The following is a 13,325-nucleotide window of genomic DNA, read 5'->3' on the forward strand; positions in this document are numbered from 1 at the left end:
GGGTAACACTTTGAACCGGATACATAGGTGACACTTCTCTCCCCTATGCGTCCGCCGCAGCGCCAAGCGGATTGGTTGGCGCGGCGCTGCGGCGGACAAGCTTCATGTGCCGTGTGTCGATGATGCCGAGCGGGTGGGCATGGAATGAGAGTGTCCATTGTCCGTCTTCGGTCTCCAACGCAGCGACCGGTTCGCCCGCCAGCGCTTGCGAGACATATATGAAGCCGCCATTCCATCGGATCTCGCCATTGTGGCGCACGCGGCGGACCGAGGCCTCGGCCGGATAGACGGGCTCGGGTGGTGTCCTGGGCATGGCGCGCTGTGAGGACCGGTAGTGCTGGGCGGGCGTATCCATGCCCAGCGCCTCATGGGGACGTTCCTCATTGTAGCTGTGGCGGAAGGTCTCGAAGGCCTGGCCCTGTGCCGTTCGGTCGGCTTCCGGTGCCTCGGCCATCGGCAGCATGGTCAGGTGAAAGCGCTCGTGACGTCCGTTCTGCTGTGGCCTGCCGGGTGCGATCCGCTCCAGGGTGATGCCGAGCTTGATGAAGCGCACGACAAGCGGCGTCAGCCCGGTGACGCCGGCCGATGCGAAGGGCGGGCCATTGTCGCTTCTGAAGCGATCCGGCAGGCCATGCTCTTCAAACAGCCGTTCGAACACCGGCCAGGCTTCGCTATCGGCCGTCGACCCCGTCGCTTCGAGCGCCAGAAGATAGCGGCTCGACGCATCCATCACCGTCAAGGGTTCGCAACGCCAGCCGTCGCGGGTCCGGAACCAGCCCTTGTGATCGCCAGTCCACACCGCGTTCGGTTCTTGCGGCTGTGGCCAGGGTCCATTGCCGCAGGCCCGCAGGCGGGGTCGCTTGCGGGCGCGGACAAGCCCATGCCGCGCAAGGATCGCGCCGACCGTCGAGGCTGAAGGCCACATGAACTCGGGAGCCGTGCGCCTGAGCCGTGCCACGATCTTCTTTGGACCCCAGAGCGGATGCAGCTCCTTGGCCGCCACAATCCGCTCAACCAGATCCTGAGCTGTCGCACGGCCATGATTGAGCGGGGCTCGCGGCAGGTCGTGCAAACCCTCAGGCCCAAACGTCCGATAGCGTCCTAGCCATTTGTAGCCGTTCTTGCGTGAGATCCCGTAGGCCGCACAAAGCGCAACCATCGTCTCATCCCCAGAAAGACACTCCACAACAAACCGTAGCCGCTCGTCCATGATGCCAGTCTCTCGCCAAACCATCGCCGGTCCTCCGGCGGACAAGAAAACTGTCACCCATGCTATCGGTCCATTCTGTTACCTATCTATCCGGTTCGGACAAGGCTCGGGACTTACCCTCCCCCTTGTGGGGAGGGTCGCTGCGAAGCAGCGGGGTGGGGGTGCGGCACCGACCCCCACCCGGACCTTCGGTCCGACCTCCCCACAAGGGGGAGGTAGGGGCGCGGCGCCTTTCTTCGCGTCTCTATGCAGGTAGACAGCGGCGACATCCAGGTGAGGGGCAGCGCGAATCTTTGGCGGTTTGCATGAGCATTCGAAACATGCAGACATGGCGTCCGACAAGCGCGGTGTCCGAGGGAATCATCATGGCGGCAGTAGAAACAGCGCAGCGGGCATCCGGGCGTGGCATCTGGGGGTGGATGTTCTTCGACTGGGCGGCGCAGCCGTTTTTCACCGTCGTCACCACCTTCATCTTCGGGCCTTATTTCGTCTCGCGCATGGCGAGCGATCCGGTCTCAGGCCAGGCGGCCTGGGGCTACGGCATCGCTGTTGCGGGCCTGGTCATTGCCGTGCTGTCTCCCATCCTCGGCTCGATTGCCGACCAGACCGGGCCGCGCAAACCGTGGATTGCGTTCTTCGCCTCGATCAAGATCATCAGCCTTTGCCTGCTATGGTTCGCCGCTCCCGGCTCGAACCTTTTCCTGGTGGTGCTGTTCTTTTCTCTCGCTTCGGTCGCGGCGGAATTCTCGACCGTGTTCAACGATTCGATGATGCCGCGCCTGGTGCCGAAGAGCGAGATCGGCCACGTCTCCAACATTGCCTGGGGACTTGGTTATCTCGGCGGCATGATCGCGCTGATCTTTGTTGTCGCCTGTCTTGCGGGTTCGCCGGAGACCGGCAAGACGATCATCGGCATCGACCCGCTCTTTGGACTCGACCCGAAACTCGGCGAGGACGCGCGCGCCACCGGGCCGCTGTCGGCTGGCTGGTATTTCCTGTTCATCCTGCCGATGTTCTTCTTTACGCCGGACGCCATCAAGGGGATTCCGATCGGGCCCGCGGTGCGCGAGGGGCTGTCGGAACTGAAGTCGACGCTGACTGAAGTGCGCCGGCGCAAAGGCATCTTCCGCTTCCTTGTCGCCCGCATGATTTATCAGGACGGCGTCAATGCGCTGCTCGCTTTGGGCGGCACATTTGCGGCAGCGATGTTCCACTGGTCGATCACCGAGATCGGCATGTTCGGCATTATTCTCAACGTCGTCGCCATCGTCGGCTGCCTGGTTGCCGCATGGCTGGACACCGCGCTTGGCTCCAAGACCATCGTGATGATTTCGCTCGTCCTGCTCAGCATCGCCACCATCGGCATCGTTTCGACCGGGCCAGGCTACACGCTGTTCGGCGCCTGGATGATACCGGGAGCCGATAGTGGCGGCCTGTTCGGCACGGCGGCGGAAAAGGCCTACATTTTCTATGGCCTGTTGATCGGGCTGGCGTTCGGACCGGTGCAGGCGTCGTCACGCTCCTACATGGCGCGCAGCGTGACCGCGGCCGAATCCGGCCGCTATTTCGGCATCTATGCGCTGGCCGGAAGGGCGACGAGTTTCCTGGCGCCGTTCATGGTGGCGTCGATCACGCTCGCCAGCGGCTCGGCGCGGCTCGGCATGGCGGCCATCGTGCTGTTCCTGGGCGTTGGGATCGCGATATTGACCTGGACGCCGTACCCGGCGGATCAGCCGGTGGAATAGCGACGCACTTTTCCTTCTCCCCTTGTGGGAAAAGGCAGAGGCGCTCAATGCCTGAAATGCCTCACGCCGGTAAACAACATGGCGATGCCATGCGCGTCGGCAGCGGCGATAACGTCGTCGTCGCGCATCGAGCCGCCGGGCTGGATCACCGCCGTGGCGCCGGCTTCGATCGCGGATATGAGCCCGTCGGCGAAAGGGAAGAAAGCGTCGGAGGCGACCACCGAGCCCTTGGTCAACGGCTCCGCGAGGCCAGCTGCTTCCGCCGCGTCGAGCGCCTTGCGTGCGGCGATGCGCGAGGAATCGACGCGGCTCATCTGGCCGGCGCCGATGCCGACCGTGGCGCCGTCCTTGGCGTAAACGATGGCGTTCGACTTGACGTGCTTGGCGATGCGGAAAGCGAATTTGAGGTCGGCCATCTCGGCCGCCGTCGGCGCGCGCCTGGTCACCACCTTCAGTTCGAAATCGTCGACCACCGCGTTGTCGCGGCCTTGGACGAGCATGCCGCCAGCGACGGATTTCACAGTGATGCCGCCGGCGTGCGGATCGGGCAGACCGCCGGTGACCAGCAGTCGCAAATTCTTTTTGGCGGCGATGATGCGGACAGCGTCCTCCGAAGCGTTCGGCGCGATGATCACCTCGGTGAAGGTTTTTACGATCTCCTGCGCCGCTTCGGCATCGAGGATGCGGTTCATGGCAACGATACCGCCAAAGGCCGAAACCGGGTCGCAGGCCAGCGCTCTCGCATAGGCAGCAGCCAGCGAAGCGTCCTCGGCGACGCCGCACGGGTTGGCGTGCTTGATGATGGCAACGGCGGCGCAGCGGTTGGGATCGAACTCGCCCACCAGCTCGAAGGCGGCATCGGTGTCGTTGATGTTGTTGTAGGACAGCTGCTTGCCCTGCAACTGGCGAGCCGTGGCGACCCCCGGCCGCTTGTCGCCATTGACATAGAAGCCGGCGCTCTGATGCGGGTTCTCGCCATATCGCATGACACTTTCCAGCCTGCCCCCGAAGGCGCGCCAGGTCGGATGCTCGATCTCCAGCGTTTCGGCGAACCAGCCGGAGATCGCCGCATCGTAGCTGGCGGTGCGGGCAAAGGCCTTTGCCGCCAGCTTCTGGCGGAAATCCAGCGACAGCGAGCCGATGTTCATCTCCAGCGCGTTCAGCACCGAGGCATAATCGCCGGGATCGGTGACGATGGCGACATAGGCATGGTTCTTGGCCGAGGCGCGGATCATCGCCGGGCCGCCAATGTCGATGTTCTCGACAACAGCGGCATAGTCGGCGCCGGAGCGGCGGACCTCCTCGAACGGGTAGAGATTGCAGACGAGCAGATCGATCGACTCGATACCGTGATCGTGCATCGCCTTGGCGTGTTCGGGATCGTCGCGCACGCCGAGCAGCGCGCCGTGCACCGACGGGTGCAGCGTCTTGACGCGGCCGTCCATGATCTCGGGAAAGCCGGTCAGTTCCGAGACGTCACGCACCGCCAGCCCCGCCTCGGCGATCGCCTTTGCCGTGCCTCCGGTCGAGACCAGCTCGACGCCGGCCGCGACCAGCCCTTTGGCGAAGTCGATCAGGCCGGTCTTGTCGAAGACGGAAAGCAGGGCGCGGCGGACCGGAACGAGGTCGGGTGCCGGAATGTTCTTGGCGGAGACGGCCATGGGCTGGCGGCCTTTCAGGGCTGATTGGAGAGCGTTGCCGGGCCGTAGCACATGAGGTCAGGAAATCAAGCCGGAAGCTCGATCAAGCCGGCGCCGGCAACGACGCTCAGCTGTTCTCGGGATAGCCGGCGATGCCGGTGCGCGTGAGCTGCCAATGCACCTCGGCGATCTCCGAGGCCTTGAAGGCGAGCACGATCTGGCGGCTGCGGCGCGGGCCGCCAAGGCCGGCGAAATAGATCGATTCCTCGACCTCCGGCACCACTTCGGTGCAGGTGAACACCCAGGTGTCGGCTTGGTCGGCGGTCAGCACCAGGCGGTCATGCTCGTCCTGCAAAAGGTTGATGTCAGGGTGGATGTGGAAGCGCACCACGACGAAGTCGCGGCCATTGTTGCGGATCGCCGCACCGCCCGGACGGAGGAAGCGATCCCTGCCGGCGAGCACATTGCCCTCGCTCGACAGTTTCAGCTCGCGCTCATGCAGGAAGCCGAAGCGCTGCACATAGCCGTCATGGCGGGCGATGAAGCCTTGCGCGCCCTTCTGGTCGATGCGCTTGCAAGGCACATGCTGCGGGCCGCCGAGCAAGGGTGAGCCGAGCAGGTCGTTGACGCGCAGCGAATGGGAAAACCGCGCCGACGAGGTGTCGTTGATGGTGGCGGTCGAATGCGCCGCAGTGGCACGGGCCAGCGGCCGGAACTCGGCAGCGCCATAGGTGTCGATGCCGGCATTGACGATATAATGCTGGCGACCGGACGAGAGTTCGAAGGCCAGGCACCCGGCATGCGCGGCGTTGGACACATCGACGGCCGGCGACGGGCCGGTATCGGCAATCACCGTGACGCCGCCCATACACAGCCGCTCATAGCCGGAATGCGGCGCGTGCAGCAGCGGCGCGCCGGCGGTGTCGTCGTGGCGCAAGATGGTGGCAATGCGGTCGTGGATGGTGGCGCCCATGCCGTTGAAGCGGGCCAGGCTGCCATCCTGATGGCGGAAGAAGCGCAGCGCCGGCAGCATGCGGTCGATGGCGCCCATCAGGGCTGCCGGTGGCGTTTCGGCCTGATTGGCATAGGTCTGGCGCAGCGGCAGGAGATCGGCGAGCAGTTCGAGAACCGCCATCGGGTTGCGCGAAATATGGCCGCCGTCGGGAAGGATCTGGCGGTCGAGTTCTTCCGCCAGGTTGCGGGTGGCGCCGCGCAGTGCCGAGGCCGGCGCCGGCAGCGACAGCGCGGCGAAGGCAAGCGCGATACGAGCGCGCAGCCTGTCCTTGCCGTCCGGCATCTCGCGCGCCATCGAGCGGAGATAGCGGATCTGCACGGCGAGCGATTTCAGGAAGGCGCGATAGAACGGAAATTCGGCCCCTTGTAGGACAACCGAGGAGTGTTGCAACCAGGCAATGACTCGCTTGGCTGTGGTGCCGGGCTCCCAGGCTATGCCGGAAATCTGGTTGCCATGCATGGCGATCCAGTCGGAGACAAGCGCGCGTGCATTGGCGGCGGCCAGCTCGGTGCCGGCGGCGCGCATATGGCGCAGCCAACGGAAACCGTGCAGCGTCTTCACCCAGCCGCGATTGGCGACATCGATCTGGAATGGCGATTTGCCGCCGGTCTCGACGAGGTGTCCCGACAGCGGATAGCGGCCATAATAGATCTCGAGCGCGATCTGCGGATCGGCGAGCCTGAGGTCGGGCGGTGCAATCAGGACGCGTTCGGGCGTGCGCCCGGAATAGCGCCAGCGATAGACTGGCCCTGCGCGAAGGCGCCGGCGCGTCTTGCGCCAAAACTCCTTAGCGACAAGCGTCCACAGACGTGTCGTGTTGCCGGCAGCCAGTGCCAAAACCCCTCCTCGTCGCCTGGAGATAGAGCATGCTGTCGTCCGAAAACCGCGTCGCAGGTTTCGGCATCATGTTCCGGTACCCCAGCACAAGCTTATATGATTCAAGAACTTATGCGAAGTCGAATTCCGCCGACGTGAAGCGCCTCACGCTGCCGGCCACCGACCCGCCCCGAAAAAAGTCAAGCGCTTCGCGGGTTTAAGCCCGGCAATCCGGCACTCACTTGCGGTTGTGGCGAGACCGAAATTCGCTGGGCGAACAGTTTTCCCGGTCGCGAAACAGACGGGAGAAATAGAAGGCGTCGTGGATGCCGACGGCGGCCGCAATGGACTCGATGGGCGAATCGGAGGCGGCCAGCATCTGTTTGGCGCGGTCGAGCCTCGTGCGCAGTTGGAAGGCCTTGGGCGACATGCCGGCTGCCCGCGCAAATCTGCGCCGCAAGGTTGCCGGCGACATCGAGAATTTCGCGGCGAAGGCATCGAGATCCACCGAGTCGCACGCGCAGCGGCGCAATTCGTCGACGATGGGCTGCATGTCGGCGGCATCCTGGAGGCTGGGGTTTCGTTGACGGTTGTTCCAATCGATTGCCTGGCGGGCAGCACGCACGACGATGCGATGCATCGTGGCGGCGGCTTCTGCCTGGCTCAGCATCGTATCGAGCGACAGCTCACCATGCAGCCTGTCGAACAGCCGCTGCATTTTGCCGAGGTCGCGCAAGGGGACGACAGGGGCGTCCTCGGCGATGAGCCGCAGCCGGGTGAAATCGCGTATCAAGGCCCCGTCGAAGAGTGCCCAGCGTTCGAGCCAGCCCGATGCGTCCGGGCCGTAGGAATGCATCCTCCCGGGAAGCAGCCAGAACAGGGCCGGCGCTTGGATCGTCTGCATGCCGGCAGTCCTGGTTTCAAGCCAGCCTTGACCGTTCTCAATCAGCACCACGGCGAATTCCGGCAATTTGCGCGCTTGGATCGCCTGCGTGACGCGATGCCGACCAATCCCTGTAACCGACAGGCCGCCGGCCGCGGCCGGTGCGGATCTGTAGAGTGCGTAAGAGAGATCGTTCATGAGCGAAAAGTCCATGGCTTCGTTCCGTCCATGGGCGAGTGTGCAAACAGTATGGCATTTCCAGCTAAGGATGGAAAATCGCAGGTGGCTGAAATGTCAAGCTCAACAGGTGGCATGCAACGACGGAGTCCTGTTGCGTCAATCGATCTGAACGCCAACGGCAAGACATTATCGATGGCGCCGAACCGGTTGGGTCATCTCGTGCCAACCGACGCCGGGATCGGCATCGATGCCATTCGCGGCCTCCTTGCCGAGCAAGGCTATGTCTGGCTGAAAAGTATGCTGCCGCGCCGCGACGTCATCGATTTTCGCGGCTGGGTGTTTTCATATCTGGCCGACACCGGCTTGCTGCAGCCCGGGTCCGATCCCGCGCTTGGCCTGGCGGCGGCCGCCGGCACGTTCGACCGTCAGCTCGCCGATCGCCGGTTGATGGCGCTGGTTCGCTCCACCGCCTATGAAGGGTTCTGCGCACAGCCCCTGATGGCGCGGCTGATGGATGCGTTCGTCGGCGGGCTGTCCTATTTGCACAAGCGCAAGATCATGCGTTTCACCCAACCGGGCACCACAGTGGCGACGCCGGCGCATTACGATCTCGTCTATCTGCGCGGCGGCACCAGCCGCATCGTCACTGCCTGGATCCCGATCGGCGACGTTCCCGTCGACATGGGCGGCCTGGTCTATCTCGAGGGATCGCACGCCATCGGCCTCGACATGGAGGCCCGGTTCGCTAGGGACAATGCCGGGCTGAGCCCGCAGGAGCGCATCAGCGCCTACAACCGGAACATGAGCGAGGGCGGCTGGGTGTCGAAGGACCTGCCCGACATGGCGGAGCGGTTCGATACACGCTGGCTGATCGCGGATTTCGAGGCCGGCGATGTCGTCCTCCACTCGCCCTACATGATCCACGCCTCGACAACCAACCAGAGTGCGGAGGGGCGTATCCGGCTCTCCACCGATATCCGCTACCAGAATGTCGATGATGAGATCGATGCAAGGTGGGGGAAGCACTGGTCCTTGGACGACATGCTTTAGGCATGTCGTCGCGTCGGAGTCAGGCCAGACGTCGCATGCGGGCGGCAAAGAAGCCGTCCAGGCCGGAAACCCCTGGCGAACCACGGTCAAGATCGGCGGGTGTGGTGCGCAGCGTGCCTTGCGGGGTCAGGAAGGCGTCGATGCCGGCGATTTCGCCGGGCTGCAGTGGATCGTCGGCGACGGTTTTGTTGCCGGCCAGAAAGACGCGATACAGATCCTCGCCTTCGATCGGGTCCAGCGAACAGTTGGAAAAAACAATCCGACCGCCCGGTTTGACCAAAGTGACGGCGCGGGGGAGCAGCTTTGCTTGCAGATCGGCTAGCTTTTCGACGTCGGCTGCCGTCTTGGTCCATGGCACGTCGGGGTGGCGCCGAACCGTGCCTGTGGAAGAGCAGGGCGCGTCGAGCAGGACGGCGTCGAAAAGCTCCGCCGGCTGGTATTTCAGCAGATCGGCCTGCACGATCTCGGCGGACAGCCCAAGCCGTTCGAGGTTCTGCGTCAGCCGCGCCAGCCGGTTCTTCGAGGTGTCCAAGGCGGTGACTTTGGCGCCGGCAAGGATAAGCTGAGCGGTCTTGCCGCCGGGGGCGGCGCAGAGGTCGGCGACGCGTAATCCTTTGACATCGCCGAACAGCCGGGCCGGAAAACTGGCGGCGGCGTCCTGGACCCACCATGCGCCTTCGCTGAAGCCCGGCAGTTCGGTGACGGAGGCGCTGAGCTTTTCCACTCGCACCGTGCCGGTCGGCAGCACGATGCCGCCGAGCTTTTCGGCCCACAATTCGGGATCGGCCTTGACCGTGAAATCCACCGGCGCCTCAACGCGATGCGCCGCCAGGATCTGTCTGGTCATCTCGGCGCCATAGGCAGCCTTCAGCCGGTCGGAGAACCATTTTGGCGCCTCATCGGTGGCGGCAAGAGCGGCAGGCAGTTCGGTCTCCTTGGCGCGCGCCAAAGTGCGCAGCACGCCGTTGACGAGGCCGGAAAAGCGCTGCGTGCGTGGGTCCGACTTGGCGTGGGTCACAGCCAAATCGACGGCGGCGCTGTCGGGGATGTCGAGGAACAGGATCTGCGCCGCCGCAACATGCAGGATGTGCGACAGCGCTGTGGCGTTGGGCGGCAGCGGCTTTTCAAGGCGGCGGGCGAGGAGCCCGGCAATGGTCATGCGGTAGCGCAGCGCGGTCACCAGTATGGCGCGCACCAGGCCGCGGTCGCGCAGGTCGAGCACCTTGTATTGCGGATGGCCGTTCTCGTGGTCCGTCAGCCCGTCGAGCGGCGTTTTGGCGTCGATAACGGCGGCCAGGAGCCGCGCCGCTGCCTTGCGCGCGGCGAGGCCGGCGACGAATTCGTCCGAGCTGTTTTCGCGAACGCCTGAATGTGCGGGCCGGGGTCTGGCGCCGCTCACGACCACGGACCTTTGGGTCCGGTCGGATTGCGGCCCCACGGATTGGCTTTCGGCTTGGCCGGTTTGGTCGGCTGCGTGGGGCGTGCTGCCTTACCCCACGGACCTTGCTCGGCATCGGCCGGCAATTCTTCGATCGGCTCTGGCGTCGGCGCCTGGCGCGGCGCCGGCTGGCGGCCTGCCATGTCGCGCGCCATCGCCTGCAGCGCGGCGATGCGGTTGTCGGTGTTCGGGTGGGTCGAAAACAGGCTGTCCATTCGCTCGCCGTGAAGAGGATTGATGATGAAGAGATGCGCGGTCGCGGGATTGCGTTCGGCATCCGGGTTGCGGATGCGTTCGGCGCCGCGGGCGATCTTGTCAAGCGCTGATGCCAGCCAAAGCGGATTTCCAACGATTTCGGCGCCGCGCCGGTCGGCCTCGTATTCGCGGGTGCGGCTGACCGCCATCTGCACGATCATGGCGGCGAAGGGCGCGACCAGCATCGCCACCAGCACGCCGACAAAGCCGAACGGGTTGTTGTTGTCGCGGCTGCCGCCGAAGAAGAAGGCGAAATTGCCGAGCATCGAGATGGCGCCGGCGAGTGTCGCGACAATGGTCATGGTCAGCGTGTCTCGATGCTGGATGTGGGCCAGCTCATGCGCCATGACTGCCGCCACCTCCTCATGCGACAGGCGCTCCAGCAGCCCGGTCGAGGCCGCGACCGCGGCGTTCTCGGGATTGCGGCCGGTGGCGAAGGCGTTCGGCTGCGGATTGTCGATCAGATAGGTCTTGGGCATCGGCAGGCCGGCCTGCTTGGCCAACGCCTCGACGATGGCGTGGAATTCGGGCGCGTTCCTGGCATCGACCTCGACGGCGTGGTTCATCGACAGCACCATCTTGTCGGCATTCCAGTAGCTGAACAGATTGGTGCCCGCGGCGACCAGGAAGGCGATCATCATGCCGCCGGTGCCGCCGATCAGAAAACCGACGCCCATGAACAGCGCCGTCATCGCGGCCAGAAGCATGGTGGTGCGTAGCGTGCTCATCATCTGCTCCCTGTGCGGCCGTGGCAAAAAAAGGTCGATCGGGGTGAACTCATGGCTATATGATGGGAAACGCCGCCCTTGGTTTCAATCCGCCCGGACTATCGCATGACCGACCAACCCAGCAAAGCTGATGCCGACCGGGAGAAGGACCTGACGCCGGCGGCCAGCCGAGCGCTGGCTGAAGCCGAGGCGCGCCGTGAAGCGTATCGCCAGAAGGAAGCTGCGTTGCCGAAGGAAATCGGCGGCCGCGGCGGCAAGGAACCCGGCCGCTACGGCGACTGGGAAGTGAAGGGACTGGCTAGCGATTTCTAGGGGTTCAGGAACGGAAGAACTGGGGAACTGGTGAACTGAAGCGTTGAAGAAAAAGGCGCACAGCCGTTCTCCAGTTCTCCAGTTCTCCAGTTCTCCAGTTCTCCAGTTCTCAGGCCGCGCTGCGCTGTGCCCCCAGCGTCATCCAGCCGCTGTCATCGATGGCGATGGAGACGGTTTCATAGCCACCAATCGAGTTGTGCTGAGTCGTCATTGGATGCTGGTGAGTGGCGCTGATCACCATCACCGACGCTCCCGCTGCTTCCGCGGCGGCGATGCCGGCCGGCGCATCCTCGAAGACCAGGCAATCGCCGATGTCGACGCCGAGCCGTTTTGCCGCCAGCAGGAAACAGTCTGGCGCCGGTTTGCCGTGAGACACATCCTCGGCCGCGACCACCAAGGCGGGAACCGGGATGCCGGCGGCCCGCATGCGCAGCAGCGCCAACGGGCGCGGCGCCGAGGTGACGATCGCCCAGCGCTCTGGCGGCAAAGCGTTGAGGAACGGCACGGCGCCGGCGATCGGCAGCACGCCTTCGACATCGTCCGACTCGGCCTGCAACAGCACAAACGCCTCATGAACAGGGTCGACGCCGGGAAGCGCCAGCCTGGTGATGGTCTCGACCGCCCGCACGCCATGGATCGTCGGCAGGAAGGCTTCGACGTCGAGACCGTGCTTAAGCGCCCACGCCGCCCAGACGCGCTCGGCCGAGGCGATCGAATTGAGCACCGTACCATCCATATCGAACAGGAACGCGGCGAATTTTCTGCCTGCAAACATCAGATTTTCCACGGGGTTAGGGATCGTTTCGGGAGGGTCAAAACATGTCGTGCGACCGTAACGTCGCCACGCCTGCCTGGGAAGCCGCGGGAGAGCCTTTTCGATAGTTCCAGGGAACCATGGTCCCGCCTCTGGCGTTTTGAGCATACTGTTTTCCACGGGATCGAAGGGGCAATCATTGTGCTGATCCGGCTCGGCTACGAAATCGCCATTGAATGCGTCGGCGCCACGCCGGTCATCTCGCTGCTTGATATCCACAGGGATCGTCAGGCCGACATCAAACGGCAGACGCGCGTGCTGACGTCGCCTTCAGTGCCGAGCAAGGTCTATCACGATCTGTTCGGCAATACCTGCCGCCGCTTCACCGTACCCGCCGGCAGTTTCCGCATTCTCTATGACGCAGCCGTCGAGGACAGCGGCGAGCCTGACGCGGTCAACACGCTGGCCAGGGAAGTGCCGGTGGCGGAACTGCCGGACGATGTGCTCGGCTACCTCCTCGGCAGCCGCTATTGCGAGACCGATCATCTGAGCAGTCTGGCCTGGCAGCTTTTCGGCCATGTTCCCTCCGGCTGGGCGCGGGTGCAGGCGATCGTCGACTATGTCCACAACCGGCTGTCCTTCGGCTATGGCTATGCGCGGTCGACGCGCACCGCAGCCCAAGCGCATGAGGAGCAGGTTGGTGTATGCCGCGACTTCGCCCATCTGGCGATCACGCTCTGCCGCTGCATGAACATCCCGGCCCGCTATGTGAACGGTTATCTCGGCGACATCGGCGTACCGGCCGACCCGGCGCCGATGGACTTTTCGGCCTGGATGGAAGTGTTCCTCGACGGCAAATGGTACACGTTCGACCCCCGTCATAATCGTCCGAGGATAGGCCGCGTCGTCATCGCGCGCGGTCGTGATGCCACGGATGTGCCGCTGCTGCACAGCTTCGGCCCACACCAACTCTCGCTGTTCAAGGTCTGGACCTATGAGCAGGAGGGCAAGCTGTTCAATCCGCCCTATCACGGCGTCGACAAGACGGTCAGCGCGCGGATGCTGGCGTGACCGGATTCTGATCCGCTTCGACACACAATCCGGAAATGGAAAAGGCCGCCGCTTCTTGACGAAGCCGGCGGCCTTCCGTGTTTCCGTCCGTGGCGCGGCCAATGGCGGCGACCGAGGTCACCCGCCGCGCTTATCGCGCCTTAACGGGAAGACTGCTTCCCGAAAGTGCAATCCGCTGAGGCCACGTTCTGGAAAACGAAATCACTCGACATCGGATCACCTCCTTTC

General features: G+C 64.3%; 11 protein-coding genes. 4 read left to right on the forward strand and 7 right to left on the reverse strand.

Going from position 1 to position 13,325, the window contains the following annotated elements; translation table 11 throughout:
* Positions 1-43: 43 nt before the first annotated feature.
* Positions 44-1,234, reverse strand: a complete 1,191-nt coding sequence (locus tag NL532_RS05110) for an integrase core domain-containing protein (protein WP_023826017.1) — start codon at positions 1,232-1,234, stop codon at positions 44-46.
* A 341-nt stretch (positions 1,235-1,575) separates the two neighbouring features.
* Here NL532_RS05110 and NL532_RS05115 point away from each other — a divergent pair, with 341 nt between their 5' ends.
* Positions 1,576-2,955 (forward strand): MFS transporter, encoded by a 1,380-nt coding sequence (locus NL532_RS05115; RefSeq protein ID WP_031203244.1) that lies wholly within the window; start codon positions 1,576-1,578, stop codon positions 2,953-2,955.
* A gap of 44 nt (positions 2,956-2,999) precedes the next feature.
* Here NL532_RS05115 and purH read toward each other — a convergent pair whose 3' ends face one another.
* The 3 genes from purH to NL532_RS05130 form a co-directional block, all read right to left on the reverse strand.
* Complete coding sequence (purH, locus tag NL532_RS05120) at positions 3,000-4,616, reverse strand: bifunctional phosphoribosylaminoimidazolecarboxamide formyltransferase/IMP cyclohydrolase (protein ID WP_023755501.1); 1,617 nt, start codon at positions 4,614-4,616, stop codon at positions 3,000-3,002.
* A gap of 106 nt (positions 4,617-4,722) precedes the next feature.
* Positions 4,723-6,447 carry a heparinase II/III family protein gene (locus NL532_RS05125; RefSeq protein WP_023829325.1) on the reverse strand — a complete coding sequence of 575 codons (1,725 nt, stop codon included), beginning with the start codon at positions 6,445-6,447 and terminating at the stop codon, positions 4,723-4,725.
* Between the two features lie 217 nt (positions 6,448-6,664).
* A complete protein-coding gene (locus tag NL532_RS05130; protein ID WP_502882001.1) occupies positions 6,665-7,522 on the reverse strand; it encodes a helix-turn-helix transcriptional regulator in 858 nt (285 codons plus the stop codon).
* A 99-nt stretch (positions 7,523-7,621) separates the two neighbouring features.
* On the opposite strand from NL532_RS05130, the gene NL532_RS05135 reads away from it, so the two are divergent.
* Positions 7,622-8,539 carry a phytanoyl-CoA dioxygenase family protein gene (locus NL532_RS05135; protein WP_245270306.1) on the forward strand — a complete coding sequence of 306 codons (918 nt, stop codon included), beginning with the start codon at positions 7,622-7,624 and terminating at the stop codon, positions 8,537-8,539.
* A 19-nt stretch (positions 8,540-8,558) separates the two neighbouring features.
* Here the strand turns inward: NL532_RS05135 and NL532_RS05140 are convergent, their stop codons facing one another.
* Together NL532_RS05140 and htpX are read right to left on the reverse strand one after the other, a co-directional pair.
* Complete coding sequence (locus NL532_RS05140) at positions 8,559-9,944, reverse strand: RsmB/NOP family class I SAM-dependent RNA methyltransferase (RefSeq protein ID WP_023829322.1); 1,386 nt, start codon at positions 9,942-9,944, stop codon at positions 8,559-8,561.
* Entirely contained in the window at positions 9,935-10,960 is a 1,026-nt protein-coding gene (gene htpX, locus NL532_RS05145; protein ID WP_023726115.1) for a zinc metalloprotease HtpX, read from the reverse strand. The genes NL532_RS05140 and htpX overlap by 10 nt, the downstream gene beginning before the upstream one ends.
* 105 nt (positions 10,961-11,065) lie before the next feature.
* On the opposite strand from htpX, the gene NL532_RS05150 reads away from it, so the two are divergent.
* Positions 11,066-11,272, forward strand: a complete 207-nt coding sequence (locus NL532_RS05150) for a DUF1674 domain-containing protein (protein WP_023688862.1) — start codon at positions 11,066-11,068, stop codon at positions 11,270-11,272.
* Positions 11,273-11,381: 109 nt separating this feature from the next.
* Here NL532_RS05150 and NL532_RS05155 read toward each other — a convergent pair whose 3' ends face one another.
* Positions 11,382-12,047: an HAD-IA family hydrolase gene (locus NL532_RS05155; RefSeq protein WP_023684076.1), complete on the reverse strand. Its 666-nt coding sequence runs from the start codon at positions 12,045-12,047 to the stop codon at positions 11,382-11,384.
* Positions 12,048-12,227: 180 nt separating this feature from the next.
* On the opposite strand from NL532_RS05155, the gene NL532_RS05160 reads away from it, so the two are divergent.
* On the forward strand, positions 12,228-13,097 hold the full coding sequence (locus NL532_RS05160) for a transglutaminase-like domain-containing protein (protein WP_023726116.1): 870 nt from the start codon (positions 12,228-12,230) through the stop codon (positions 13,095-13,097).
* Positions 13,098-13,325 lie beyond the last annotated feature (228 nt).

The organism is Mesorhizobium sp. C120A (assembly GCF_030323105.1).
Classification (GTDB): Bacteria; Pseudomonadota; Alphaproteobacteria; order Rhizobiales; family Rhizobiaceae; genus Mesorhizobium.